We start from the raw sequence: 24,860 nt of genomic DNA, 5'->3' as shown, positions 1-24,860 counted from the left end.
ATGCTCGATTGTGTCGCGAGGGCGTGCTGTCGATACTCTGGACGGGCCTGCACAGGCCGACGTACCCCGTTCACCAGGAGATTCCCATCAGCAGCTTCGCCGACAAGACCTTCACTGCGCCGGCGCAGATTCGGAACTTCTGCATCATCGCTCACATCGACCACGGCAAGTCGACGCTCGCCGACCGGATGCTCGGCATCACCGGCGTCGTCGCCGACCGGGACATGCGGGCGCAGTACCTGGACCGGATGGACATCGAGCGCGAGCGCGGCATCACGATCAAGGCGCAGAACGTGCGGTTGCCGTGGCAGGTGAACGGTGAAGAGTTCGTGCTTCACCTGATCGACACCCCCGGCCACGTCGACTTCACCTACGAGGTGTCCCGCGCGTTGGAAGCGTGCGAGGGCGCGGTGCTGCTCGTCGACGCCGCCCAGGGCATCGAGGCGCAGACGCTGGCGAACCTGTACCTGGCGCTCGACCGCGAGCTGACGATCATCCCGGTGCTCAACAAGATCGACCTTCCTGCCGCCGACCCGGACCGTTACGCCGGTGAGATCGCGCACATCATCGGCTGTGAGCCCTCCGACGTCCTGAGGGTGTCCGGCAAGACCGGCGAGGGCGTCACCGAGTTGCTCGACGAGGTGGTCCGGCTGATCCCGGCACCGGTCGGCGACGCCGATGCGCCCGCCCGCGCGATGATCTTCGACTCGGTCTATGACATCTACCGTGGCGTCGTGACCTACGTCCGCGTGGTGGACGGCAAGCTGAGCCCACGCGAGAAGATCAAGATGATGTCCACCGGCACCACCCACGAACTGCTGGAAGTCGGCATCGTCTCCCCCGAACCGAAAGCCACCGCCGGCCTCGGGGTCGGCGAGGTGGGCTATCTGATCACCGGGGTGAAAGACGTCCGGCAGTCGAAGGTCGGCGACACCGTCACCACGGCCCGGCACGGCGCCACCGAGGCGCTGACCGGCTACCGCGAACCCAAGCCGATGGTCTATTCGGGCCTCTACCCGGTCGATGGCTCCGACTACCCGAACCTGCGCGATGCGCTGGAACGGCTGCAGCTCAACGACGCCGCCCTGACGTGGGAGCCGGAGACGTCCGTGGCGCTGGGCTTCGGCTTCCGGTGCGGGTTCCTCGGTCTGCTGCACATGGAGATCACCCGCGAGCGCCTGGAACGCGAGTTCGACCTGGATCTGATCTCGACGGCGCCCAACGTGGTCTACCGGGTGGTCAAGGACGACGGAACCGAGATCGTCGTGACCAACCCGTCGGACTGGCAGGAGGGCAAGGTCCGGTCCGTCTACGAGCCGGTGGTCAAGACCACGGTCATCGCTCCCAGCGAGTTCATCGGCACCATCATGGAGCTGTGTCAGTCGCGCCGCGGCGAACTCGGCGGCATGGACTACCTGTCACCCGAGCGTGTCGAACTGCGGTACACGATGCCGTTGGGCGAGATCATCTTCGACTTCTTCGACTCGCTGAAATCCCGCACCCGGGGTTACGCCAGCCTGGACTACGAAGAGGCGGGCGAACACGAAGCCGACCTCGTCAAGGTCGACATCCTGCTGCAGGGCGAGGCAGTCGACGCGTTCAGTGCGATCGTGCACAAGGACTCCGCGGCGGCCTACGGCAACAAGATGACCTCCAAGCTCAAAGAGCTCATCCCGCGACAGCAGTTCGAGGTGCCGGTGCAGGCTGCGGTCGGCTCGAGAATCATTGCGCGCGAGAACATCCGGGCCATCCGCAAGGACGTGCTCTCCAAGTGCTACGGCGGTGACATCACCCGCAAGCGCAAGCTGCTCGAGAAGCAGAAGGAGGGCAAGAAGCGGATGAAGACCATCGGCCGGGTCGAGGTTCCGCAGGAGGCCTTCGTCGCCGCGCTGTCCAGCGACGCGCCGTCGGACAAGGCGAGCAAGAAGTAGCACATCTGTCGTCGCGGGGCGACAATCAGTGGTGCCGGTCGTTGACAACGGGGTGGTGATCACCATGGCACCGACACTGCGATTCAGCGCGACTGTGGTCGTAGCGCTCGCCCTGTCCGGGTGCGTCAGCACTGTGGACGGTTCCGCGGTGCGCGCCAAGGGGGAATCGGATCCGGTCTCCCTGCTCCAAGAGAGCGACCTCGAGGACGTCCTACTCGACGAAGCCGAACTCAACGACGTGCTGGGCAGCACCGAGGTCGCGGTGTTCGAGGATCTCTACGAGATGACCGACGACTCTGCTGACATCTCCGAACCGGACTGTATCGGGGCGGTGTTCAGCGCCGAGGAACCCGTATACGCGCCGACCCGCTACACCGGCCTGCACTCCCGACTGGCCGAAGAAGCCGACAGCGACTTCGGATTCTTCGTCGAGCAGGCCGTCGTGACGATGCCCTCAGTCGAGGCAGCCACAGGGTTTCTCGACCGGTCGGCGCAGACGTGGCGCGACTGCACCGCGACGACGCTGTTCTACGACACCGGTGAGGACTTGATTGAGCTGGCACTGCAGGACGTGATCCGCGACGGACCGATGATCGGTCAACGTGTCTCGATCGTCGACGGCGACTCGAAGTGCGAGCACACGATGGCCGCCGTCAAGAACGTGATCGTCGAAGTTTTTGTATGTGGTGTGCAGCCACGCGACTATGCGACCGAGATGGTCACCAGGATGGTCGCCCGGGTCGGCGAGCCATAGCAGAAGACGGCACCACGCCGCCTGTCAACGGTTACTTCTAGCCCGCCGCAGCGTTCTCCAGCGCTCTCCGGGCGTAGGCGCGGACGTCAGCGTCGCCGTCGTCGAGCGCGCCTGCGAGCGCTTCGCGGGCACTGGTTTCCGAGTCCGCCCAGCGGGTCAGGCTCAGCACCGCCGCCTTGCGCACGTCGAGATGCGGGTCGGAGAGGGCGCGCGACAACGGTGGCACCGCAGCCGACGGCGACGGCGCCCCCGCCAGAGCGCGTGCCGCGCCCTGGCGGATCTGCCAGGCCGATGCGACAAGGGCCTGCTCGACGGTCGACACGTCGGCGTCGACCCATCCGATGGCGCCGATCGCCGCGAGTGCGGCGGCGCGGACCAGGGGATCGGCATCATCGATCAGGCGGCGCACGGTCGCCGCTCCGGCGCCGAGTGTGCCCAGGCCGTTCGCGACGGCGATGCGCACCTCGCGGTTGGCGTCGGCGTGCGCTGCGGCCACCCCGTCGGCGTCGTCGACGGACACCAGGGCGCGGACGGCCTCGATGCGCACCCGGTGGTCGGAATCGGCGACAAGACGGCGGTACTGCGCGGGTTCCCCGACGCGGCGGGAGCTCAGCACATAGGCCGCCGCGCCGCGGACGACGGGATCGGCCGAGTTGGACAGCGGCCGAACGGCTTCCGGGGCGGGCAGCACCTCGACCAGTTCGCGGATCCCGTCGGCCGCCACCCGGCGCACCTCGGCGTTGGGGTCCTCGAGCGCCGCGACGAGCGGCTCGGCGTACCCCTCGCACAGGTGCTCGGTGAGCACGTCGACGGCGGTGCGACGCACCCCGGGATCGTCGTCGCGCAGAAACGGCGCCAGATCGTCGACGGACGGTTCATCGAGCGCCAGCACCGCGGCGATGCGTGGAGACGGTGGCTGGACGCTCACGGCGTCGATCACACGCGATGCTTCGGAGGCCGGTGCCTGACCACCCACCAGGTCGGGTTGGGCGACCGCGACGGGTTCCGTTTCGCCACTGGGCAGGTCGTCGAGGCCGGGTACCGGAACGAAGTACGGGGCGACGGGCCGCTTGAGGAACTCCATGTCGCCGTCGGCGGTCTTGCGCAGATTGAGGTGGTACCGCCACGTCGCGTCGTCGCGCTCAGGGATGTCACTGCGATCGTGGTAGAGGCCCCAGCGTGACTCGGTGCGCGTCAGCGACGAGCGGGCGGCCATCTCGGCGCAGTCGCGGATGAACGACACCTCGACCGCGCGGAGCAGTTCGTGCGGCGTGGTCGCGCCGATCCCGGCGACCTCATCACGCATCCGCTCGAACGTCTGCACCGCCAGAGACAGCTTGGCCGCGGTCTTGGGCGGCGCGACGTAGTCGTTGACGAACCTGCGGAGCTTGTACTCGACCTGCGGCTGCGGAGGGCCGTCAGGGTGGCGCAGCGGCCGGTAGATCAAGTCGTGTGCTTCTGCGATCTGGTCATCCGGAAGGTGTTGCGGCGCTGTGATGTCAGCCAGCGTGGAGGCGGCGTGCGAACCGGCGAGGTCGCCGTAGACGAACGCGCCGATCATGTAGTTGTGCGGGACACACGCCAGATCCCCCGCGGCGTACAACCCGTCGACGGTGGTGCGGGCGTTCTCGTCGACCCAGACCCCGGAGGCGGAATGCCCTCCGCACAGCCCGATCTCAGAGATGTGCATCTCGATGTCGTGGGTGCGGTAGTCATGGCCCCGGTTGGCGTGGAACGTGCCGCGGGTGGGTCGCTCGGTGGTGTGCAGGATGCTCTCGAGTGTGCTCAGCGTCTCGTCGGGGAGGTGACTGACCTTGAGATAGATGGGTCCGCGTGCGGATTCGATCTCACTCTTCACCTCGGCCATCATCTGCCCGGACCAGTAGTCGGAGTCGACGAAGCGCTCACCGTTGGCGTTGACCTGATAACCGCCGAACGGGTTGGCGACGTACGCGCACGCGGGCCCGTTGTAGTCCTTGATCAGTGGATTGATCTGGAAGCACTCGATGCCCGACAGTTCAGCGCCGGCGTGATACGCCATCGAGTAGCCGTCGCCGGCGTTGGTCGGGTTCTCATAGGTTCCGTAGAGGTATCCCGACGCGGGCAGGCCGAGCCGTCCGCAGGGGCCGGTGGCAAGGATGACGGCCTTGGCGGCGACGACGACGAACTCACCGGTCCGGCTGTTCAGCGCAGCCGCACCTACCGCGCGGCCATTTTCTGTGAGCACCCGGACAGGCACGAACCGGTTCTCGATGCGGATCTTCTCGCGCATCGAGCGCTGCCGCAGCACGCGATACAGCGCCTTCTTGACGTCCTTGCCCTCGGGCATCGGCAACACGTAGGAGCCGGAGCGGTGCACACGGCGCACCGCGTATTCGCCGTGCTCGTCCTTCTCGAACTTGACGCCGTAACGCTCCAGCCGCTGCACCATGGCGAAGCCACGAGTCGCGGTCTGATAGATGGTGCGCTGGTTGATGATTCCGTCGTTGGCGCGGGTGATCTCGGCGACGTAGTCCTCGGGAGTGGCCTTGCCGGGGATGACGGCGTTGTTCACCCCGTCCATGCCCATCGCCAGTGCGCCTGAATGCCGGACGTGGGCCTTCTCCAGGAGCAGCACCTGGGCGCCGCTCTCAGCAGCGGACAGCGCGGCCATGGTTCCCGCGGTGCCGCCCCCGATGACCAGGACGTCGCAGTCGAGCCGGACGGCATCTTCGATATCGGGGCCGAGGGGAGGGATCTGCATCAGGACACGAGCTCCGAATGATCGAGGGCGGCAATGGCTTCAGCGCGCAGTGCTGTTCGCACCACAGAGGGGTCACGGGGGGACGGTACGTCCAGCAAGGCCCGCAAGGGTTGACCCGCCCGACCCAACACAGCAATGCGGTCACCGATGAGCAGCGCCTCGTCGACATCGTGGGTGACGAACACCACCGTCGTCGGATGGGCGCGCCAGGTGTCGATGAGCAGGCGCTGCATCGTGGCCCGGGTCTGGGTGTCCAGTGCGCCGAACGGTTCGTCCATCATCACGGCACGGGGCGCGCCCGCCAGGCCGCGAGCCAACTGGACGCGTTGGCGCATACCGCCGGACAGGCTCTTCGGCAGATAGCTTTCGAAGCCGGTCAGGCCGACGTCGGCAATCCATTTCATCGCCTCTTCGCGGCGGCTCTGCCGGGGTCGGCCGGCGAGCTTGAGTGCCAGCTCGACGTTGGATTGCACGGTGCGCCATGGCAGTAACGCGTTGTCCTGGAACACCATGGCACGGTTGCGTGAGGTGGTGGTGACGCGCAATCCGTCGGCGAGAATCTCGCCACGGTCGGGATCAAGCAGCCCTGCCAGCGCGCGCAGCACCGTGGACTTGCCGCATCCCGACGGCCCCGTGAGCACCAGGATCTCGCCAGGTGTGACGTCGAGGTCGAGTCCGTCGACCACCGGGGCACCGCCGTAGCTCAGAACAAGGTCGCGCAGTGTCAACGACATCCCGGCGGTGTTCACTGGCGGTTCTCCTCTCCGCGGGGCAGCCAGCGAGTGGCTCGGCGGCCGATGAGTTCGACGGCGGCAGAGGTCAGGAAGCCGAGCACGCCGATGGTGATGATCCCGACGAACACATCGGGGTAGGCCAGCACGGTGTAGGACTGCCACGTGCGGTAGCCGACGCCGAGTCGCCCGGAGATCATCTCGGCTGAGATGACGCAGATCCACGCGACGCCGATACCCACGGAGAGCCCGCCGAACACGCCGGGCAGGATGCCGGGTAACACGACTCGCACGACGACGTCCCAGCGATTGCCACCCAGAGTGCGCACTGAGTCCTCCCACAGCGTGGGCAGCGCGCGCACGGCGTGGCGGGTGCTGACCATGATGGGGAAGTAGGCGGCGAGGAAGGTGATGAACACGATCCCGGCCTCATCGGTGGGGAACAGCAGGATCGCGACGGGAACGATCGCGATCGCAGGGATCGGTCGCGCGAGTTCGGTGAGTGGGCCGAAGACGTTGGCGAACTTGGTCGAGCGACCGAGCAGGATCCCGGTGATCACACCCGCGATCGCGGCGAGTGCGAATCCGGTGAGGATCCGGATCAGCGACTGACCGAGGTCGAGCCAGTACTCGGGGGTACCGACACGACCCGCGAACGCGGCGACGATTTCGGTGACGGTGGGCAGGGTGTCGAACCGCAGCCAGAGCCGAACGTCGTTGGCTGTCAGAATCTGCCACAGCGTGATCGCCGCCGCAACGGACCCGATGCGCACGAGGCACGACCGCCAAGGACTGGTCCGCGCGGTCTTCGCCGGTGTGCCGGGGGGCGTGGCGACAACCGGTACGTCGGGCGCGAGGACCGAAGGTGGGGTGCTCATACCGCGCCCGCCAGCGCCTCCTGGTAGTCGACCTCGGTCGACCCCGGGTGTGCGGCGATGTAGCGTTCGGCGCCGGCCGCGGTGGCGAACGGCAGGAGGTCGGCGCCGTTGCTCACCCACACAGACTTGTCGGCGAACCACCGGGTGCCGAACTCGGTGTCCGGGACGTATGCGGCGCGGATCTGTTCACCGTTGGTCGAGGCTTCGCGGATCGCGCGCAGCAGGCAGCCCGGGTTCGCGGCGGACTGGGTGCTGTCTCGTCCGTCGATCCAGAGTTCGCCGGCGAGCCTCGGGTCAGTGACCGCGACGCCGCAGACGGGATCGTCGCCGGTGACGGCCAACGGGTTGACGACCGTGTCGAGCGTGGTGTCGTATTCCAGTCCCCTTTCGTCGAAAGCTTTGCGCAGCGGGGCATCTGAAGCAAAGCCGTCGATGTCCAGCTCGGCGAAGTCGCCGATCGACTTGAGGTAGTCGACGTCGCCTCTGAGGGCATCGACCAGCAGTGGCTTGAGCGTGGGATCGAACGAGGTGCCACCCGGACCGTTGTAGAGGTAGACGACCTCCTGGGGCAGTCCGCTGGAGTCCGCGACGATCTCGGCAGCCTCCAGTGGGTTGTCGTTGAGGAAGTCGGTGGCGTCGAGTTGAGCCTGCAGGAACGCATCGAGCACCTCAGGGTGCCGGTTGGCGTAATCAGTGCGGACAACGACGCCGTGGAAGGTCGGCACGTTCAATTCGCCGCCGTCGTAGAGAAGCTTGGCCTTGTCCTGAAACACCAGGAGCCCGGGCCAGGCGACGAACTGGGACAGCGCCTGCACCTGGCCCGACTCCAGCGCCGACGCCCCAACCTGTGGCTGCTGGTTGAGTACCTCGACACCGGTGTTCGGGTCGATCCCGTCTTGCGTGAGCGCCTGCACCAGATAGCCGTGACCGGCGGATCCCACACTGGCCGAGACCTTCTGACCCCTGAGGTCATCAAGGGTGGTTGCCGGTGATGCCGGCGGAACAACGACCATGTTGAGCGAGCCGGTCGGGCTGTACCCGGTGACCGAGACCAGTTCGGTGCGGGCGCGTTCATTGGCCTGGGTCTTGGAGCCGTTGATCAGCAACGGGTAGTCGCCCATCGAGCCGATGTCGATCTTCTCGGCGACCATCTGCGCGGTGATGGGTGCACCGGTGTCATAGTCCTGCCACTCGACGTTGTACTCGACGTCGGTGGTATTCGTGAGATCGGCCAGTCGTTGCTCCAGAAAACCTTTGGCCCTCAACAGGGTGCCGGCGGTGACGGTGTTGATCGTCTTGGACTGATATCCGATGACCACCCTGACGGTGTCGTCGGATTGGCTCTGGGAGTCGAGCGAGCACGCGGCCAGCGAAGCCACGGTGGCGGCCGACAACAGGGCGGCAAATGTGCGTTTCACGAACTTCTCGGCCTTTCGAATCAACGGATCAGGTAGGGCATGTTGACGGTGACTGCGCCGGTGGGACAGCGGGCGGCGCAGGGGCCGCAGTACCAGCACTCGTCGACATGCATGAAGGCCTTGCCGTCGTCAGGGTTGATGGCCAATGAATCCAATGGGCAGATCTCGACACAGAGGGTGCAGCCCTCGATGCACAGCGATTCGTCGATGGTCACCGGTACGTCGACACGCTGGTTTACCTGTGCCATCACTGTCCCCTTATCAAGTTGCCGCGCAGAGTGATTCGGTCACCGCGCATCCGGATGTATTCGAGATCGACGGGTCGGCCGTCATCGAGGTGCGTCAGCCGTTCGAGTAGGAGCAGCGAGGCCGAGTCGGGCACCTGGAGGATCGCCGCGGAGTGTGGGTCGGCGGAAACCGCTTCCACGGCCAGACCGGCGGTGCCCAGCCGCCGGCCAGTGACGAGCTCGATCAGAGCGAAGACATCATTGCTCTCGAGCGAGTGCTCGAGGACTTCCTCGCCGACGTCGCGTGCCAGGTAGGTCATGTCGAGGCTCAGCGGGAGGTCGCCGAGGTAGCGCAGGCGCTCGATGAACACGACCGGCTCTCCCGGGCTCAACTCGAGCTTGTTGGCCACCGACGGCGGGGCCGCGACCGTCATGGCGGCGCGCACGTCGTTGCGGATCTCGCCGTAGCCCTTGAAGGTCTCCTTCAAGCCGACGAGTGAGTCCAGTCCGTGGTTGTACTTGCGGATGGCGACGTGGGTACCGACCTTGGGATCGCGGTCGATGAGTCCCTCGGCTTTGAGGACCGCAAGAGCTTCCCGCACCGCGTTGCGTGAGACCAGGAACTCCGCCGCGAGTTCCGACTCGGCAGGCAACCCGTTCGGGTAGCCACCGGCGTGGATCTGATGGCGGACGACGTCGGCGACCAAACGGGCCTGGTCGGCCCTCGGCCTGCGCAACGGTGTCGGCGCCGGATCCGCCATCAGTCTCACCTCGTTCCGTCGTGAGTTTCTGGGCTTCGAAAGAGCCCGATTCAGCTGCTGAGGACGCTAAGTCCCGAAGGCCGTTGCGACGAACGACGCCACTGTCGAGCGGCATGCCCAGCGAGTCATTGCGCCACCTACACCGGTTGCGGACCTGCGTGGATCGGCGTGGTAGCCGCCATTGCGCCAGTGCAGCGGGCAGCGCAGCCGTTCGAATCGTGGTGAGTCGAAGTCGCTTCACGCGGTCTCGGTTCACCGAAGCGGTCGCGCATCGGGCCGCAACGTGCTTACGTGTTACGGAAGTGACACGTTCGGCGGAAGAGGCGGCAATGACGAGGACCCTCGCGGCGCGGGTCGCCGCTGCGGTCGGCGGCCTCGCGCTGGCAGGCTGCTCGGGCGCGCCGGTCGACGACCGGCCCGTCGTCCGCATCGAGCAGGCTGCACAACCCGTGGCAGCGATTCCGCTCGGAGGATTCCTGCCGAGCGCACAGGAGTTGTCGACAACGCTGGGAACCGGGCCCGACGGCTTCATGGGGCAACTGGTCGAGGGTGGCGACGACATGTTGCTGCGCAGTGTCGGCGAGGCTCAGGCGACGCCGGCGGACTGTGTCAGCACCGCCTACCGGCTCGAGAAGATCGTCTACGACGGCGGCCCGGTGCAATCGGTGGCCAGCACGTCGTGGGCGGGCGGTGGTTTCGACGGTCCACCGGTCGCGGGTTTCTTCGGAGTGGTGCAGATGGCGAGTGCCGCCGACGCGCAGGAGTTCTTCGCGACCATCACAGACAAGTGGCGGCGCTGCAACGGCCAGACCCTGGCGCTGCAGCAACCCGGTCAGGGCGCCGAGGGGCTGAGCAGGATCGTCGACGTCGGTTTCGACGAGCGGGTGGTCTCCGCGACGGTGCTGCGCGCATCCGGAGCCACCGGCGCGGCGAGCGCTTCGCGCGCACTCGGGGTGGTGGGTGATTGCATCGTGGACGTCGAGGTGACCGACCCCCGCGCGGCAGGCGGCCCCAACCCGGCTACCGGCGTCGCCGAGCTCATTCTCGACAAGGTCGCCGCGCAGCGCTGACGGTGTCCTGAACGGCAGCTGTGAGAGACAATGCCTTGGTGACCGGCGCCGCGAACTCCATCCACCCGATCCGGTGGGGCCGTGCTCTCGGCGCGTTGATCGCGGCGGCGGCGTTGCTGTCCGGATGTGCCACCACGGTGGAGGGCACGGCGGTTCGCGGCCAGGGATCAGGTCCGCTGAACGTGCCGCCCCTCGAGGAGGCCGACCTCGACGAGGTCCTGATCACCATCGGTGAGCTCAACGGCATCGTCGGCTCGACCCAGATGAAGGTCACCAGTGAACTCGACGAGATGACCGACCATTCGGCGGACGTGTCCGACCCGGACTGTCTCGGCGCCGTCTACGGAGCCGAGGAACCGGTGTACGCGGGCACGGACTGGACAGCGGTCCGCGATCAGGTGGCGCGTGAGCCCGGCGAGGACAACGATCACTGGGTCGAACAGACGGCGGTGTTGTATCCGGCCGCCTCCAATGCCCAGGACTTCTTCGACACCTCGACGTCGACGTGGCAGGACTGCGCCGACAGCGCCATCGCGGTGGGTGACGGCGACTACCTCTGGGCGCTCGAGGGTGTCGAGGTCGGCGACTCCATGATCACCCAGATGGCCAGTCAGGAGGGCGCCGACGGCTGGGCCTGCCAGCACGCGCTGTCGCTGGTCTCCAATGTGACGGTGGAGGCCTGGGCGTGCGGCTACAGCATCACCGACGAGGCCGCCGAGATCGCGACCGCGATGGTCGACAACGCCGCGGCGGGATGACCGGCGCTACATCGGTGCATTGGCGGGTTGGAAGTTGCCGGAGGTATCGGCTTCCTCCTCGGCCCGGATGACGTGCACGACGGCGTTGATCAGTGCCAGGTGGGTGAACGCCTGCGGGAAGTTGCCCAGGTGCCGGCCGGTGCGGGGTTCGATCTCCTCGGCGTAGAGGTGCAGCGGGCTGGCGAAGGACAGCAGCCGCTCGCACAGGTGCTTCGCGCGGTGGAACTCGCCGATCTCGACCAGCGCCGACACCAGCCAGAACGAGCAGATGGTGAAGGTGCCCTCCTCACCGGAGAGGCCGTCGTCGGTCTCCTCGACGCGGTAGCGCAGCACCAGGCCTTCCTCGGTGAGTTCGTCCGCGATGGCGAGCACAGTGGCGCGGATCCGGGGGTCGTCGGATGGCAGGAAGCGGGTCAGCACCGCCAGCAGCAGTGAGGCGTCCAGTGCGTCGTCGCCGTAGCGCTGGGTGAGCACCCCTCGGGAATCGACGCCGTGTTCGAGGATGTCGGCTTTGATCGTCTCGGCGGTCTGGCGCCACTGCTGGGCGTAGGACTTCTCACCTTCCAGTTCGGCGAGTTTGGCGCCGCGGTCGAGTGCCACCCAGCACATGATCTTGCTGGAGGTGAAGTGCTGCGGTTCGCCGCGGACCTCCCATATGCCGCGGTCGGGTTCGCGCCAGTGTTTGATCGCCTCCTCGACCTGTTCCTTCAGCACCGGCCACAGTGTTTCGGGGATCTGTTCGCGGGACTTGGTGTGCAGGTACACCGAGTCGAGCATGGTGCCCCAGATGTCGTGCTGCATCTGGTTGTAGGCACCGTTGCCGATGCGCACCGGGCGGGCGTTGTCGTAGCCGGAGAGGTGGTCGAGTTCCTCTTCGACGAGGCTGCGTTCGCCGCCGACCCCGTACATCACCTGCAGCGGGTGCCGCTCGCCGTTGTTGGCCCCGGAGACGTCGGCGATGAAGGCGAAGAAGTCATCGGCCTCACGGTCCAGGCCGAGGGTGTAGAGGCCCCACAGCGCGAAGGTGGAATCGCGCACCCAGGCGTAGCGGTAGTCCCAGTTGCGTTCGCCCTGAGGCGTTTCCGGCAGCGACGTGGTGGGCGCGGCCAGCAGCGCACCCGTCGGCGAGTAGGTCAGACCCTTCAGTGTCAGCGCACTGCGCTGCAGATAGGCCCGCCACGGGTGGTCGGGGAAGTCGCCGACGTTGATCCACTGGCGCCAGGACTCGCTGGTCTTCCACATCTTGTCGGCGGCTTCTTCATAGGTCTGCGGAGCGGGATGCCCGGACCAGCTCAGCGCGACGAACACGTTGTCGCCCTCGCTCAGCCGTGTCCGCGCCCGCGCCTCGCGGCCCTCCAGTCCGATGCGCAGGTTGGTGGTCAGCCGCAGGGTCGGATGCGAATCCGGGTTCTTGCTCGCCCGTGCGATCGCCTCGCCGTACGCCTGCGCGGAGTACTCCCAGCCGGCGCTGTTGCGGTGGTAGTCGAACGACGGCTCGCAGTTCATCACCAGTTCGACGGTGCCGCTCACACACCTCACCGTGCGCAGCAGAATGTGCTCGGCGTCCCAGTCCATCGGTGTGCGGCGGTGGGTGCGCGACCTGGCCTCGAGGTCGTGCCACGGACCCATCACCAGCGCGTCACGCACGATCAACCAGCCGGTGTGCGTCTGCCAGGTGGTCTCCAGGATCAGGCTCCCCGGCAGGTAGCGGCGCGCTGCGGGCACCGACACCCCGTAGGGGCCCAGCCGGAAGTGGCCTGCACCCCGGTCCAGGATCGCCCCGAACACGCTGGGCGAGTCGGGTCGCGGCACACACATCCATTCGACCGAGCCGGCCGAGGAGATCAGGCACGTGGTCTCGCAGTCGGACAGGAAGGCGTAGTCCGCGATCGGCGGGAACGGGTTGCGCAGCGACCCGCCCGAGTAGGACGGCGGGGGGGAAACCACGGCGAAGGTCGCCTCGGTGTCGAGAGACGCACCATCGGAGGCATCGGTGTGCTGCAGAACCATCGGCCCATCATCAACTGCCGGGCACCTCGTCGTCTACCGGAACACCCGATGTGGCGAGCAGTTGCCAGACGCCTAGTCTGGCCGGGTGGGCAGCTTCCTCAATTGGTGGGACGGGGTCGAGCTCTGGCTGACCGGGCTGCCGTTCGTCGTCCAGACCCTGGTGGTGATGCCGGTGGTGCTCGCTCTGGCGTACGGAACTGCGGTGCTGCTGGACGGCGCATTGGGCAACGGGATACGGCTGCGCCAGCGAATCCGGCGTACCCACGGTGATGGCGAAGGAGGCGACGGATGAGCGGTTTGCCTCGCTCGCGGGTGACGTTGGTGCTGGTCGCCCTGATCGTGCTGGTCATCGTCATGTGGCTGTTCACCCGTTGAGACGGCCGGCAAGCCGCGTACAGCCCGTCCTCAGCAACTCTGTTACGCTTCCCGCCATGCAAACGGCGACCGGCAACAAGAGCGGCCACATCGTGGCCCTCATTGCCGTGGGTTCTCGCGTCGTCGCTGCCGTCGTTCACGTCTGCTGTTGTCGCTGACTCCTGATCCGTTCGCGGTCTGGTGTCGGGGACAACTGTGGTCTGGCTGCCTCCAGTGGGCTTTTCGGTTGCCCCGCCCTTCCGTAACGGATGTTCCATCCTCCAGAATCCGTACGGAAAGGTCATCCATGAAGAACGTCCTGACGACATCACGCCACTGGCGCGCCGCCGGTGCGATCGCTTTGAGTGCGACGCTGCTCGCAGGCTGCTCCGGCGGTGCCAGCGACGTTGTCGGCGAGACCGGCGGGTCTGATGCGGAGACCACGCTGACGCTGGTCGCCTTTGCGGTACCGGAGCCGGGCTGGGCCAAGGTGGGTCCGGCGTTCGCCGCCACCGAGGAGGGTGCCGGCGTGGAGGTCACGGGTTCGTACGGAGCATCGGGTGACCAGTCGCGCAGTGTGGAATCGGGTAAGCCCGCCGACATCGTGAACTTCTCGGTCGAACCCGACATCACCCGACTCGTCGAGGCAGGCAAGGTCGACGAGGGCTGGAACGCCGGAGCCACCAAGGGGATTGCGTTCGGATCGGTCGTGAGTTTTGCTGTGCGCGAGGGTAATCCGAAGAACATCCGGGACTGGGACGACCTGCTGCAGCCCGGCGTCGAGGTCATCACCCCCAGCCCGCTGAGCTCGGGGGCGGCAAAGTGGAATCTGTTGGCGCCCTACGCCTACGCCAGCAACGGGGGACAGGATCCAGAAGCCGGCATCGAGTTCGTGAACAGGTTGGTCACCGATCACGTCAAGCTTCGCCCCGGCTCCGGGCGGGAGGCCACCGACGTGTTCCGGCAAGGAAGCGGCGACGTCCTGCTGGCCTACGAGAACGAGGCGTTGAATTTTGATCTGGAATACGTGAACCCGCCGCAGACCTTCAAGATCGAGAATCCGACAGCGGTGGTGAACACGAGCCGGCACCGGGACAAGGCCACCGAGTTCGTGAACTTCCAGTTCACGCCCGAAGCGCAGAAGCTGTGGGCGGAGGCCAACTTCCGGCCGGTCGACCCCGCGGTGCTCGCCGAGTTCGCCGACAAGTTCCCCGCGCCGGAGAAGCTCTGGACGATCGACGACCTGGGCGGCTGGGCTGCAGTCGACACCGCTCTGTTCGACAAGGACAACGGCACGATCACCAAGATCTACAAGCAGGCCACTGGATGACCACGGTCATCGAACCGGATCCCGAAGCCGGTCGACCCGTACCGACGGATGCGCCGGGTTCCCGGCCTCCCAATGGCGCGACCGTGCAGGTGGGTGTCGCGGTCCTGTGGCTGTCGATCATCGTGCTGCTGCCGTTGGCCGCCATCGTGTGGATATCGGCCAAAGGTGGTTGGGACGCGTTCGTGACCGCGGTGACCTCACCGTCGGCGATCGCTTCCTTCAGGGTCACGTTGACGATCTCCATCATCGTGACGGTGCTGAACCTGGTGTTCGGGTTACTCATCGCGTGGGTGCTGGTGCGGGATGACTTTCCTCTGAAGCGGGTCCTCGACGCAATCATCGACCTGCCGTTCGCGCTGCCCACGATTGTCGCCAGCCTGGTGCTGCTCGCTCTCTACGGCCCGTCGAGTCCAGTGGGTATCAGCATCGAGTACACGGCGCTGGGGGTCGGGGTCGCATTGGCGTTCGTCACACTGCCCTTTGTCGTCCGGGCGGTTCAGCCCGTGCTGCTCGAACTGGACAGGGACGTGGAGGAGGCCGCGGCATCGCTGGGCGCCAACAATCTCACGATCTTTCTCCAGGTCGTTCTGCCCGCACTGGCGCCGGCACTGCTGTCGGGTGCGGGCCTGGCGTTCTCGCGGGCGATCGGAGAGTTCGGATCGATCGTGCTGATCGGCGGCGCCATCCCGGGGGAGACCGAGGTCTCCTCGCAGTGGATCAGAACTCTCATCGAGAACGATGACCCTGCCGGAGCGGCGGCAATTTCCATTGTGTTGCTTCTGATCTCGTTCGTCGTGCTGTTCGTGCTGCGCTACTTCGGGGCCAGAGCCGCCAAACGGGAGGCAGCAGCGCGATGACCGCGCAATGACCCTGAGCCTGCCGACTCGTCTGATCCTGCGGATCGTTGCGTCGTTGTACATCGTCGCGCTGCTCATCATCCCGCTCGGTGCGATCCTGTGGCAGACGTTCGCACCGGGGTTGGGTGCGTTCTGGGCGTCGATCACCACCCCGGCCGCCCAGTCCGCCCTGCAGCTGTCGTTGCTGGTGGTGGCCATCGTGGTGCCACTGAACGTGGTGTTCGGTGTCTCCACCGCTCTGGTGCTGGCGCGCAGGAACTTTCGCGGAAAGAACGCGCTGCAGGCCGCGATCGACCTGCCGTTCGCGGTGTCGCCGGTGGTTGTCGGTGTGGCCCTGATCGCGCTGTGGGGCACCGCAGGTCTGTTCGGGTTCGTGCAGAACGATCTGGGCCTGACGATCATCTTCGGGTTCCCGGGCATCGTTCTGGCCAGCATCTTCGTCACGCTGCCCTTTGTGATCCGGGAAGTGGAGCCGGTGCTCCACGAGATCGGCACAGACCAAGAGGAAGCATCGTCCACTCTGGGCGCCAATGCGTGGCAGACGTTCTGGCGTATCACGCTCCCGTCCATCCGGTGGGGCCTCACCTACGGGGTGGTGCTCACCGTCGCCCGGACACTCGGTGAGTTCGGCGCGGTCCTGGTGGTGTCGTCGAATCTGCCGGGACAGTCGCAGACGATGACCCTGCTGGTGCACGACCGCTACACCCGCGGCGATGTGTACGGTGCCTACACGGTGTCGACGGTTCTGATGGCCGTCGCGATCACAGTCCTGATCGCTCAAATCGTCTTCGATGCCCAACGCAAGCGCCTCAGAACCGAAGACTGACCAAGGAGAAGCGATTTCATGACCGAGAACGCGATCGAGGTGAAGGGCGCGAACAAACACTTCGGCGATTTCGCGGCACTGGACAACGTCGACTTCACGGTGCCGAAAGGCTCGCTGACGTCGCTGTTGGGTCCCAGCGGTTCGGGCAAGTCGACGTTGCTCCGCGCGATCGCCGGTCTCGACAACCCCGACACGGGAACCGTCGTGATCAACGGCCGCGACGTCACGCACATCCCGCCCCAGCGCCGCGGAATCGGTTTCGTGTTCCAGCACTACGCCGCCTTCAAGCACCTCACGGTTCGTGACAATGTCGCATTCGGTCTCAAGATCAGGAAGAAGCCGAAGCCCGAGATCAAGAGGAGGGTCGACGACCTGCTGGAAGTGGTGGGGCTGGCGGGCTTTCAGACCCGGTACCCGAATCAGCTCTCCGGCGGGCAGCGGCAGCGGATGGCGCTGGCGCGGGCGCTGGCCGTGGACCCGGAAGTCCTGTTGCTCGACGAGCCTTTTGGCGCCCTGGATGCCAAGGTCCGTGAGGATCTGCGGGCGTGGCTGCGCCGGTTGCACGACGAGGTTCACGTCACAACGGTTCTGGTCACCCACGATCAGTCCGAAGCGCTCGACGTGTCCGACCGCATCGCCGTCCTGAACAAGGGACGGATCGAGCAGGTCGGTTCGCCCAGCGAGGTATACGACGCACCGGCGAACGCGTTTGTCATGTCCTTCCTCGGGCACGTGTCGTCGCTCAACGGGGTACTGGTGCGCCCGCACGACATCCGGGTGGGTCGCAACCCCGAGATGGCCATCGCCTCGACCGACGCCTCAGTTCAGGCCACCGGCGTGACGAGGGCGACGATCGACCGAATCGTGGTGCTGGGCTTCGAGGTTCGGGTGGAACTCATCAACGCGGCGACCCAGACGCCGTTTGCGGCACAGATCACTCGCGGTGACGCCGAGGCCCTCGGCCTGAAGGAAGGTGACACGGTGTACGTGCGGGCCACCCGCGTGCCTTCGTTGCCGAAGGACGCCACGCAGAGCGCATCCGACAGCGCTGCAGAGGCGCCCGCACTGTCCTGACGTCCGGCGTCAGGCGGCCGGCGCGGGCAGGAGCCGGTGCAGCAGGTCGGTCAACGTCAACAGTCCGCGGCCCGACGGTCCGTCGACCACGATCAGGTGATTGCGCGTCTCCCGCATCAGCCGCAGCGCCTCGTAGACCGGGGTGTCCTCGGGCAGGGTCAGCACCGGGCGCATCAGCTCGCGCGCCGTGCCCGACGCCGACAGACTGTCCCGGACATGCACGACACCCACGTCGGACTGCCCGTCACGGACCAGCAGCCGGAGGTGGCCGGTGCTCTCGGAGGTCTCCTGAATCTCTGCCGGTGTCGCTTCGACGTCGACGGAGCTGTACTCCGCGGCGCGCTGGGCGAGCTGTCCGACGGTGAGCGCCTCCAGTTCCAGCGCACTGGTCAGATTGGCGTGGTAGCGCTCGTCGAGCGTGCCGACCGTGGCCGAATGCTCCACGAGCTGACGCAGCGTGTCCGGGTCCTGGCTGTCGGCCAGTTCGTCCACCGGAGTCACCCCGACCTGGCGCAGGCACCAGTTGGCGGCGTGGTTGAGCGCACGCAACAGCGGCCGGGTGAGGAACATGAACGCCCGCATCGGCAGTGCCAGCATCGTCGCCGAGCGTTCCGGGTGGGCGATCGCCCACGACTTGGGGGCCATCTCACCGATCACCAGGTGCAGGAACGTGACGATCATCAGCGCGAGCATGAAGCCGCCGACGTCGGCCGCCCAGGACGGGGCGCCCAGACCGCCCAGCCACGGTGTGATGGCGTAGTGCACCGCGGGTTTGGTGATCGCACCGAGAAGCAGCGTGCACGCGGTGATGCCCAGCTGCGCTCCGGCCAACAGCAGCGACAATTCGCTCGCGCTGCGCAACGCCGCCCGGGCGGAAGCGCTGGTGGCCGCGGCGTCCTCCAGGCGGCTGCGTCGCGCTGCGATCAGCGCGAACTCGACGGCGACGAAGAACGCGCTCGAGCCGATGAGCACCGTGGTGATCAACAAGATCGTCCAGGGGCTATTCATCGTCGCTGCCCTCCTCGACCTCGACGGTGACGAACACCGATGCCGGGACGCGACGCTCGACCGAGCGCACCTGCACGATCAACCGGCGCGTCGGCGCCGGTTCGTCCGCGACCAGATCGGCGACGTCGGAGGGGAGTTCGATCTCCACGGTGTCGCCGACCTCGGGCAGTCCGACGCCGTGGGCGATGATCATTCCGGCCACCGTCTCGTAGTCACCGGGCGGCAGGGTCAGGTCGAGAGTGCGTTCGGCCTCGTCGAGGGGCAGGTCGCCCGCGAGCAACCAGCCCGCACCGTCGGGCACGACATCGTCCTCGTGCTCGGCGTCGTGCTCGTCGTCGATCTCACCGACGACCTCCTCGGCCAGATCCTCGATCGTCACGATTCCTGCGAAGCCGCCGTACTCGTCGATGACGATCGCCATCTCCTCGTCCGCGTCCGCGAGGGTCTTCACGACGTTCGGAAGAGGCAGGGTCTCCGGCACGACCACCGCGGGACGGCAGCGCGTCGCGGCGGTGTCGGTCGAAGGCACCGAACCCAACAGATCGTGCAGATGGATGACACCGACGATCTCGTCGTGATCCGGGCCGGTGACCGGGTATCGGGTGTGGCCCACGGCCATCCGGTCCAGCACGTCGGCCACGGTCGCGTCGGCGGTGAGGACATCGACCCGGGAGCGCGGGATCATCGCGTGCTCGGCGTTGCTGGTGGGGAAGTCCAGGATCCGGTCGAGCAGCGCCGAGAGTTCCTGCGGGATGTCGCCGGCCTCGCGGGAGGCCGCGACGATGTGCTCGAGGTCCCGCGGGGTCGCGGAATGCTCGACGTCGTGCACCGGCTCGATCCGCAGGACCCGCAGCAGCAGGTTGGAGGATTGATCAAAAAGCCAGATCAGCCAGCCGAACAGTTTGAGGTAGAGCGTCGTCGAGAACGCCAGCCAGCGGGCCAGCGGTTCGGGACGGGCGATCGCCAGGTTCTTCGGGAACAGTTCACCGAAGAGCATCTGCACGATCGTGGACACGACGATCGCGGCCACACCACCGAACGCCACCGCGACCGCGGTCGGAATGCCTGCGCCGCCGAGCAGCACCTGCAGGCCCTGCCCGATCAGCGGTTCGGCCACGTAACCGACCAGCAGGCCGGTGACCGTGATGCCGAGTTGCGCCCCCGAGAGCATGAACGACGTGCGACGGGTGACCGTCAGGGCGCGGGCGGCCGGGGCGTCACCCGCCTCGGCAAGTGCTTTCAGCCGGGACCGGTCCACGGCCATGTACGCGAATTCCTGCGCGACGAAATATCCGGTCAGCGCGGTGATCGCCAGAACGACAACAAATCCGACAAGTATCCCGAGGGCGGCGGTCAGCATGAGACCGCCGTGGGTAAGAGGGGAGGCATCGAATCCTTGCTCAATGAGATGCGGCGGGACCTCCGCCGACTGAAAGTGTACCGAGGCTGGGAGAGTGCTGTGATCGTCTAGGCCGCGGCGCGGTGGTCCAGCGCCGCGTCGAAGCGGTCCAGGACCGTCTCGGCCACCTGGCGGTGCGCACCCAGCGGTGCCGACATCGGGATGTGCTGGGCGCGGGCGAACGTCGCGACGCGGTCGGTGATGCGGCCGTGGGCCAGGAACCAGGGCGCGACGACCAGTCGGGTGGCGCCGCGCTCGCGCAGCACATCGGCGGCCTCCGCCGGTGTCGGGTGCGGCCCGGTCGCGAACGCCGTGGTGGCCGTCCAGCGGGTCATCAGCGTCAACTCGCGCGCCACCGTCGCGGTGCGCTGGTTGGCCTGCTGCTGTGACGACCCGACGGCGGTGACGAGGATCCCGACACCGGGATCCAGCCGCGAGATCCCGGCCTGCTCGAGTCGCTGACGCAACACGTGGATCAATCGGTCGTCCTCGCCGAGCGCGTCGGCGCGGCGGGCATCGGCCCCGGAGTCGGCGATCATCGCGGGGATGTCCACCCTCGCGTGATAGGCGTCGGCGAGAAGAAACGGGACAACCACCGCGCGGCGGTGCGGCAGCGTCGTCAGCACGTCACGCAGATTCGGCGTGTTCTGCTCGCAGAACGCCACTCGCACATCGAGATCCGGCCGCAGCCGGCGGATCGTGTCGGCCACCGAGCGCGCCGTCGCCGCCGACCGCGGGTCGGCGCTGCCGTGCGCGGTGAGGACAAGCGTCACGAGGCGTGCAGTCCGCATTCCGTCTTGGTCTGGCCTGCCCAGCGACCGCTGCGCGGGTCGGCTCCCTCGATGGGCTTGGCGGTGCACGGGGCGCAGCCGATCGACGGATAGCCTTCGTACACAAGCGGATTGACGAGGATGCCGTTGCTGTCGATGTAGTCCTGCATGTCGTCGTCGCTCCATGCCGCCAGCGGGTTGATCTTGACCAGGCCAAAAGCCTTGTCCCAGCTGATCAATGGTGCGTTGGCACGGGTCGGTGCTTCGACCCGGCGGATGCCGGTGACCCACGCCGAGTAGTTCTTCAGCGATTTGCCGAGCGGTTCGACCTTGCGCATCCCGCAGCACGCGGCCGCGTCCCGGGCGAACAGGTCCTTGCCATGAGCGGCGTCCTGTTCGGCCACGCTCAACTCGGGCCGCACGTTGACGACCTTGACGTCGTATACCGCCTCGACGGCGTCGCGGGTGCCGATGGTCTCCACGAAGTGGTATCCGGTGTCGAGGAACAACACGTCCACGCCGGGACGGACCTTGGCCGCCAGGTCGACCAGCACGCCGTCCTGCATGTTGGACGCCACGATGTAGCCCGATCCATTGGCCGGCCCGCCGGCGCCGCCGAAGTTCTCGTCGGTCCAGCGCAGCAGGTCCTCGGCGCTGGCGTGCTCGCCGAGCTCTGCCGCGCCGCGCTCGGCCAGCTTCTGCAGATCCGTGTCCGCCATCACATCCGTCATCTCAAATCCGCCTCGTCTGCTCGTAATGCCCACGTAGCGAAACGCTCACCCGGCTCCCGTTGTTTCACGAAATTGCGAACAACTCTGTCGATGTAGTCGCCGAGTTCGCTGGAGAGGACTTTGTGCTGGCGCAGCTTGCGGCCGAAACCGCTGTCCAGGCCGAGGCTGCCGCCCAGGTGGACCTGGAAACCCTCCTCGGGGCCCTCTCCGTCGTCGATCATCTGGCCCTTGAATCCGATGTCGGCGATCTGGATGCGGGCACACGAGTTCGGGCAGCCGTTGATGTGGATGGTCACCGGCACGTCGAGTTGGGCGTTGATGTCGTCGAGCCGCTTCTCCAGCTCCGGCACCAGCGTCTGGGAACGCTTGCGGGTCTCGGCGAAGCTCAGCTTGCAGAACTCGATGCCGGTGCAGGCCATCAGGTTGCGCCGCCAGTGCGACGGGGTCGACGGCAGCCCCAGAGCGTCGAGCCCTGCTCGCAGCTCGGCCAGGTTCTCGTCGGGAACGTCGAGCACGATCAGCTTCTGATACGGCGTGAAGCGCACCCGGTTGGAGCCTGCCGCTTCGGCGAGGTCGGCGACCTTGGACAGGATCGTGCCGGACACCCGCCCGGCGATCGGCGCCACGCCGACCGCGTTGAGCCCGTTGCGCAGCTTCTGCACGCCGACATGGTCGATCGGCCTGGTCACCGGGTCGGGCGCGGGCCCGTCGATGAGCGGGCGCTTCAGGTACTCGGTCTCGAGAACTTCCCGGAATTTCTCGACACCCCAGTCCTTGATCAGGAACTTCAGCCGGGCCTTGGCGCGCAGGCGGCGGTAGCCGTAGTCGCGGAACACGCTGACCACGCCTTCCCACACGTCGGGCACCTCGTCGAGCGGCACCCACGCGCCGACCCGCTGACCCAGCATCGGGTTGGTGGACAGGCCGCCGCCGACCCACAGATCGAAGCCGGGGCCGTGCTCGGGGTGCACGACACCGATGAACGCGACGTCGTTGACCTCGTGCACGACGTCCTGGAGGCCCGAGATCGCGGTCTTGAACTTGCGCGGCAGGTTCGAGTACTCGGGCTTGCCGATGTAGCGCTTGACGATCTCGTTGATCGCGGGCGTGCCGTCGATCACCTCGTCGAGGGACTCACCGGCCACCGGGGAACCCAGCACGATGCGGGGGCAGTCACCGCACGCCTCGGTGGTCTGCAGGCCGACCTCGTCGAGGCGGCGCCAGATCTCGGGCATGTCCTCCACGCGGATCCAGTGGTACTGGACGTTCTGGCGGTCGGAAATGTCGGCGGTGTCGCGGCCGAACTCGGTGGAGATGCCGCCGAGGGTGCGCAGCGCTGCCGTCGTGAGGGCACCGCCGTCGCTGCGGACCCGCAGCATGAAGAACTCGTCTTCGAGCATGTCGGTGTTCTCGTCGCCGGTCCATGTGCCGTCGTAGCCGGGCTTGCGCTGTGTGTAGAGCCCCCACCAGCGGAACCGCCCGCGCAGGTCGCCCTTGTCGATGCTCTCGAAGCCGTTCTTCGAGTAGATGTTCTCGATGCGGGCGCGCACGTTGAGCGGGTTGTCGTCCTTCTTGGACTGTTCGTTGGGGTTGAGCGGTTCGCGGTAGCCGAGAGCCCACTGGCCTTCGCCGCGGGGGCGCTTGGCGGGCTTTGTGGGCTTGGCTGGCGTTTCCGGTGTGGTGGTCATCGAGTCGTGCTCCTCGTCGGAGCCGGCGTGCAGATCGCGCGATGTCACCGGTGGCTGTCCGGCGGCGCAGATCCGGCGGCCAGCTGAAGTTCAGGTGGGCAGATGCTACGAGGTCAAGGCAGACAACAGCTGGTACAAACGCGCTTGTAGTCGACATGACGGCGCACCACCAGCGAGACCCGGCGAGGGAAGCTGTGGGCAGCAATCACGCGTCCAATTGTGCCACGGATGCCGCCACCGCCCCTAACCGGGCGAAATATGGGCTCACGGTGAGCCGAACTGTCTGCTCTTCGCGCAGGCGCTCATCGCAACCGTCTGCTCTTCGCGCAGGCGCTCATCGCCGGCCCGCTCTGGGAGACTGGTGCGGTGACGGTCCAGGCGAAGGTGGCGCTGCCCGGGCTGACGGCGGGTTCGGACCGGCCCTTCGGGATCTACATCCACGTGCCGTTCTGCGCGACGCGGTGCGGATACTGCGACTTCAACACCTACACCCCGGCCGAACTGGGGGGCGCGAACCCCGATGGCTGGCTGGCCGCGTTGCGCACCGAACTCCGGCTCGCCGCCGCCCATCTCGGTGTCGCACCGCAGGTGCAGACCGTTTTTGTCGGCGGCGGTACGCCGTCGCTGCTGGGCGCGGCGGGGCTCGACTCGGTGCTCGACGCCGTCCGCGACCACTTCACCGTCGCGGTCGGTGCCGAGGTCACCACCGAGGCCAACCCCGAATCGACCTCGCCGGAGTTCTTCGCCCGCCTGCGGGCGTCCGGCTTCACCCGGGTGTCGCTGGGCATGCAGTCGACCGCGCCGCACGTCCTCGCGGCGCTGGACCGGGTGCACTCGCCCGGCCGGGCACTCGATGCCGCCCGCGAAGCCGCGGCCGAGGGTTTCGAGCACGTCAGCATCGATCTGATCTACGGAACCCCGGGGGAGACCGACGACGACCTGATGCGGTCGGCGGATGCGGCGATCGAAGCCGGGGTCGACCACGTCTCGGCGTACGCGTTGATCGTCGAGGACGGCACCGCGCTGGCCCGTCGGGTCCGCCGCGGCGAGATGCCCGCCCCCGACGACGACGTGCTGGCGGGCCGCTACGAACTGCTGGACCGCCGGCTCGCCGACGCCGGCTTCTCCTGGTACGAGGTGTCGAACTGGGCTCGCCCCGGCGGGCAGTGCCGGCACAACCTCGGATACTGGGACGGCGGCGAATGGTGGGGCGCCGGCCCCGGCGCGCACGGCTACGTCGGTTCGACACGCTGGTGGAATGTCAAGCACCCCAACGCTTATGCCGAATCGCTCGCAGGTGGCACGCTGCCGGTCGCCGATCTCGAAGAACTCGACGCCGAGACCGCCCACGTCGAGGACGTGATGCTGCGGGTGCGGCTGCGCTCCGGGTTGCCGATGGCGGTGCTGTCCGCGCCGGAGCGTGATCGCGCCGCGGCCGCGATCGACGACGGACTGCTCTACGCCCGGGGTGAGCGACTGGTGCTGACCGACCGCGGCAGGCTGCTCGCCGACGCGGTGGTGCGCACCCTGCTGGGCTGAGCG

22 protein-coding genes are annotated in these 24,860 nt (G+C 67.0%); 10 read left to right on the top strand and 12 right to left on the bottom strand.

Annotated elements, in window-relative coordinates:
- Positions 1-23: 23 nt before the first annotated feature.
- Positions 24-1,931 (top strand): translation elongation factor 4, encoded by a 1,908-nt coding sequence (gene lepA, locus ABDC78_RS17780; protein ID WP_178359838.1) that lies wholly within the window; start codon positions 24-26, stop codon positions 1,929-1,931.
- Positions 1,932-1,995: 64 nt separating this feature from the next.
- Positions 1,996-2,685, top strand: coding sequence for a sensor domain-containing protein (locus ABDC78_RS17775; RefSeq protein ID WP_178359839.1), 690 nt, complete (start codon positions 1,996-1,998; stop codon positions 2,683-2,685).
- Positions 2,686-2,722: 37 nt separating this feature from the next.
- Here the strand turns inward: ABDC78_RS17775 and ABDC78_RS17770 are convergent, their stop codons facing one another.
- From ABDC78_RS17770 to ABDC78_RS17745, 6 genes are read right to left on the bottom strand one after another with little or no spacing between them, the layout of a single operon-like run.
- Positions 2,723-5,428, bottom strand: a complete 2,706-nt coding sequence (locus ABDC78_RS17770; RefSeq protein WP_178359840.1) for a fumarate reductase/succinate dehydrogenase flavoprotein subunit — start codon at positions 5,426-5,428, stop codon at positions 2,723-2,725.
- Entirely contained in the window at positions 5,428-6,162 is a 735-nt protein-coding gene (locus tag ABDC78_RS17765; RefSeq protein ID WP_178360294.1) for an ABC transporter ATP-binding protein, read from the bottom strand. Before ABDC78_RS17765 ends, ABDC78_RS17770 begins: the two co-directional genes overlap by 1 nt.
- 11 nt (positions 6,163-6,173) lie before the next feature.
- Entirely contained in the window at positions 6,174-7,037 is an 864-nt protein-coding gene (locus ABDC78_RS17760) for an ABC transporter permease (protein WP_178359841.1), read from the bottom strand.
- On the bottom strand, positions 7,034-8,455 hold the full coding sequence (locus ABDC78_RS17755; protein WP_178359842.1) for an ABC transporter substrate-binding protein: 1,422 nt from the start codon (positions 8,453-8,455) through the stop codon (positions 7,034-7,036). Before ABDC78_RS17755 ends, ABDC78_RS17760 begins: the two co-directional genes overlap by 4 nt.
- A gap of 20 nt (positions 8,456-8,475) precedes the next feature.
- Positions 8,476-8,703, bottom strand: coding sequence for a ferredoxin family protein (locus ABDC78_RS17750; protein WP_178359843.1), 228 nt, complete (start codon positions 8,701-8,703; stop codon positions 8,476-8,478).
- The gene (locus tag ABDC78_RS17745) at positions 8,703-9,443 is read right to left on the bottom strand and encodes a GntR family transcriptional regulator (RefSeq protein ID WP_178359844.1); all 741 of its coding nucleotides are present in this window, start codon (positions 9,441-9,443) and stop codon (positions 8,703-8,705) included. Before ABDC78_RS17745 ends, ABDC78_RS17750 begins: the two co-directional genes overlap by 1 nt.
- 329 nt (positions 9,444-9,772) lie before the next feature.
- Between ABDC78_RS17745 and ABDC78_RS17740 the strand changes: the two genes are divergently transcribed.
- Both ABDC78_RS17740 and ABDC78_RS17735 read left to right on the top strand, forming a co-directional pair.
- Positions 9,773-10,513 (top strand): sensor domain-containing protein, encoded by a 741-nt coding sequence (locus tag ABDC78_RS17740; RefSeq protein WP_178359845.1) that lies wholly within the window; start codon positions 9,773-9,775, stop codon positions 10,511-10,513.
- A gap of 68 nt (positions 10,514-10,581) precedes the next feature.
- Entirely contained in the window at positions 10,582-11,271 is a 690-nt protein-coding gene (locus ABDC78_RS17735) for a sensor domain-containing protein (RefSeq protein WP_347133516.1), read from the top strand.
- A 6-nt stretch (positions 11,272-11,277) separates the two neighbouring features.
- Here ABDC78_RS17735 and ABDC78_RS17730 read toward each other — a convergent pair whose 3' ends face one another.
- Positions 11,278-13,281 carry a glycoside hydrolase family 15 protein gene (locus ABDC78_RS17730; RefSeq protein ID WP_178359847.1) on the bottom strand — a complete coding sequence of 668 codons (2,004 nt, stop codon included), beginning with the start codon at positions 13,279-13,281 and terminating at the stop codon, positions 11,278-11,280.
- A gap of 85 nt (positions 13,282-13,366) precedes the next feature.
- On the opposite strand from ABDC78_RS17730, the gene ABDC78_RS17725 reads away from it, so the two are divergent.
- The 5 genes from ABDC78_RS17725 (at position 13,367) to ABDC78_RS17705 (ending at position 17,722) form a co-directional block, all read left to right on the top strand.
- Entirely contained in the window at positions 13,367-13,573 is a 207-nt protein-coding gene (locus ABDC78_RS17725) for a hypothetical protein (protein ID WP_178359848.1), read from the top strand.
- A gap of 369 nt (positions 13,574-13,942) precedes the next feature.
- Positions 13,943-14,965, top strand: coding sequence for a sulfate ABC transporter substrate-binding protein (locus tag ABDC78_RS17720; protein ID WP_178359849.1), 1,023 nt, complete (start codon positions 13,943-13,945; stop codon positions 14,963-14,965).
- Positions 14,962-15,822, top strand: a complete 861-nt coding sequence (cysT, locus tag ABDC78_RS17715) for a sulfate ABC transporter permease subunit CysT (RefSeq protein ID WP_178359850.1) — start codon at positions 14,962-14,964, stop codon at positions 15,820-15,822. The genes ABDC78_RS17720 and cysT overlap by 4 nt, the downstream gene beginning before the upstream one ends.
- 7 nt (positions 15,823-15,829) lie before the next feature.
- Positions 15,830-16,648, top strand: a complete 819-nt coding sequence (cysW, locus tag ABDC78_RS17710; protein ID WP_178359851.1) for a sulfate ABC transporter permease subunit CysW — start codon at positions 15,830-15,832, stop codon at positions 16,646-16,648.
- Positions 16,649-16,666: 18 nt separating this feature from the next.
- Positions 16,667-17,722 (top strand): TOBE-like domain-containing protein, encoded by a 1,056-nt coding sequence (locus tag ABDC78_RS17705; RefSeq protein ID WP_178359852.1) that lies wholly within the window; start codon positions 16,667-16,669, stop codon positions 17,720-17,722.
- 9 nt (positions 17,723-17,731) lie between these two features.
- On the opposite strand, the gene ABDC78_RS17700 is transcribed toward ABDC78_RS17705, so the two are convergent.
- From ABDC78_RS17700 to ABDC78_RS17680, 5 genes are all read right to left on the bottom strand, one after another.
- On the bottom strand, positions 17,732-18,730 hold the full coding sequence (locus ABDC78_RS17700; RefSeq protein ID WP_178359853.1) for a hemolysin family protein: 999 nt from the start codon (positions 18,728-18,730) through the stop codon (positions 17,732-17,734).
- On the bottom strand, positions 18,723-20,090 hold the full coding sequence (locus ABDC78_RS17695) for a hemolysin family protein (protein ID WP_178359854.1): 1,368 nt from the start codon (positions 20,088-20,090) through the stop codon (positions 18,723-18,725). Before ABDC78_RS17695 ends, ABDC78_RS17700 begins: the two co-directional genes overlap by 8 nt.
- Positions 20,091-20,197: 107 nt before the next feature.
- Positions 20,198-20,902, bottom strand: a complete 705-nt coding sequence (locus ABDC78_RS17690; RefSeq protein WP_347133123.1) for a sirohydrochlorin chelatase — start codon at positions 20,900-20,902, stop codon at positions 20,198-20,200.
- Positions 20,899-21,630 (bottom strand): phosphoadenylyl-sulfate reductase, encoded by a 732-nt coding sequence (locus ABDC78_RS17685; RefSeq protein ID WP_178359856.1) that lies wholly within the window; start codon positions 21,628-21,630, stop codon positions 20,899-20,901. Before ABDC78_RS17685 ends, ABDC78_RS17690 begins: the two co-directional genes overlap by 4 nt.
- Complete coding sequence (locus ABDC78_RS17680; RefSeq protein WP_178360295.1) at positions 21,627-23,318, bottom strand: nitrite/sulfite reductase; 1,692 nt, start codon at positions 23,316-23,318, stop codon at positions 21,627-21,629. The genes ABDC78_RS17685 and ABDC78_RS17680 overlap by 4 nt, the downstream gene beginning before the upstream one ends.
- Positions 23,319-23,684: 366 nt before the next feature.
- On the opposite strand from ABDC78_RS17680, the gene hemW reads away from it, so the two are divergent.
- Entirely contained in the window at positions 23,685-24,857 is a 1,173-nt protein-coding gene (gene hemW, locus ABDC78_RS17675) for a radical SAM family heme chaperone HemW (RefSeq protein ID WP_178359857.1), read from the top strand.
- The last annotated feature ends 3 nt before the right edge of the window (positions 24,858-24,860 follow it).

It is taken from the genome of Mycobacterium sp. DL (assembly GCF_039729195.1).
GTDB classification, from domain to species: Bacteria; Actinomycetota; Actinomycetes; order Mycobacteriales; family Mycobacteriaceae; genus Mycobacterium; species Mycobacterium hippocampi_A.
Note: the sequence above shows the minus strand (reverse complement) of the source record. Positions and strands in the feature narration are given on the sequence as shown.

Bases quoted from the DNA above. Each gene is read 5' to 3' on its own strand.
- ABDC78_RS17730 (WP_178359847.1), bottom strand. From the start codon at position 13,281: ATGGTTCTGCAGCACACCGATGCCTCCGATGGTGCGTCTCTCGACACC.
- ABDC78_RS17685 (WP_178359856.1), bottom strand. From the start codon at position 21,630: ATGACGGATGTGATGGCGGACACGGATCTGCAGAAGCTGGCCGAGCGC.
- cysW (WP_178359851.1), top strand. From the start codon at position 15,830: ATGACCCTGAGCCTGCCGACTCGTCTGATCCTGCGGATCGTTGCGTCG.
- ABDC78_RS17745 (WP_178359844.1), bottom strand. From the start codon at position 9,443: ATGGCGGATCCGGCGCCGACACCGTTGCGCAGGCCGAGGGCCGACCAG.
- ABDC78_RS17765 (WP_178360294.1), bottom strand. From the start codon at position 6,162: ATGTCGTTGACACTGCGCGACCTTGTTCTGAGCTACGGCGGTGCCCCG.
- ABDC78_RS17760 (WP_178359841.1), bottom strand. From the start codon at position 7,037: ATGAGCACCCCACCTTCGGTCCTCGCGCCCGACGTACCGGTTGTCGCC.
- ABDC78_RS17750 (WP_178359843.1), bottom strand. From the start codon at position 8,703: ATGGCACAGGTAAACCAGCGTGTCGACGTACCGGTGACCATCGACGAA.
- ABDC78_RS17740 (WP_178359845.1), top strand. From the start codon at position 9,773: ATGACGAGGACCCTCGCGGCGCGGGTCGCCGCTGCGGTCGGCGGCCTC.
- ABDC78_RS17770 (WP_178359840.1), bottom strand. From the start codon at position 5,428: ATGCAGATCCCTCCCCTCGGCCCCGATATCGAAGATGCCGTCCGGCTC.
- ABDC78_RS17705 (WP_178359852.1), top strand. From the start codon at position 16,667: ATGACCGAGAACGCGATCGAGGTGAAGGGCGCGAACAAACACTTCGGC.
- cysT (WP_178359850.1), top strand. From the start codon at position 14,962: ATGACCACGGTCATCGAACCGGATCCCGAAGCCGGTCGACCCGTACCG.
- ABDC78_RS17700 (WP_178359853.1), bottom strand. From the start codon at position 18,730: ATGAATAGCCCCTGGACGATCTTGTTGATCACCACGGTGCTCATCGGC.
- ABDC78_RS17695 (WP_178359854.1), bottom strand. From the start codon at position 20,090: ATGCTGACCGCCGCCCTCGGGATACTTGTCGGATTTGTTGTCGTTCTG.
- ABDC78_RS17775 (WP_178359839.1), top strand. From the start codon at position 1,996: ATGGCACCGACACTGCGATTCAGCGCGACTGTGGTCGTAGCGCTCGCC.
- ABDC78_RS17680 (WP_178360295.1), bottom strand. From the start codon at position 23,318: ATGACCACCACACCGGAAACGCCAGCCAAGCCCACAAAGCCCGCCAAG.
- ABDC78_RS17720 (WP_178359849.1), top strand. From the start codon at position 13,943: ATGAAGAACGTCCTGACGACATCACGCCACTGGCGCGCCGCCGGTGCG.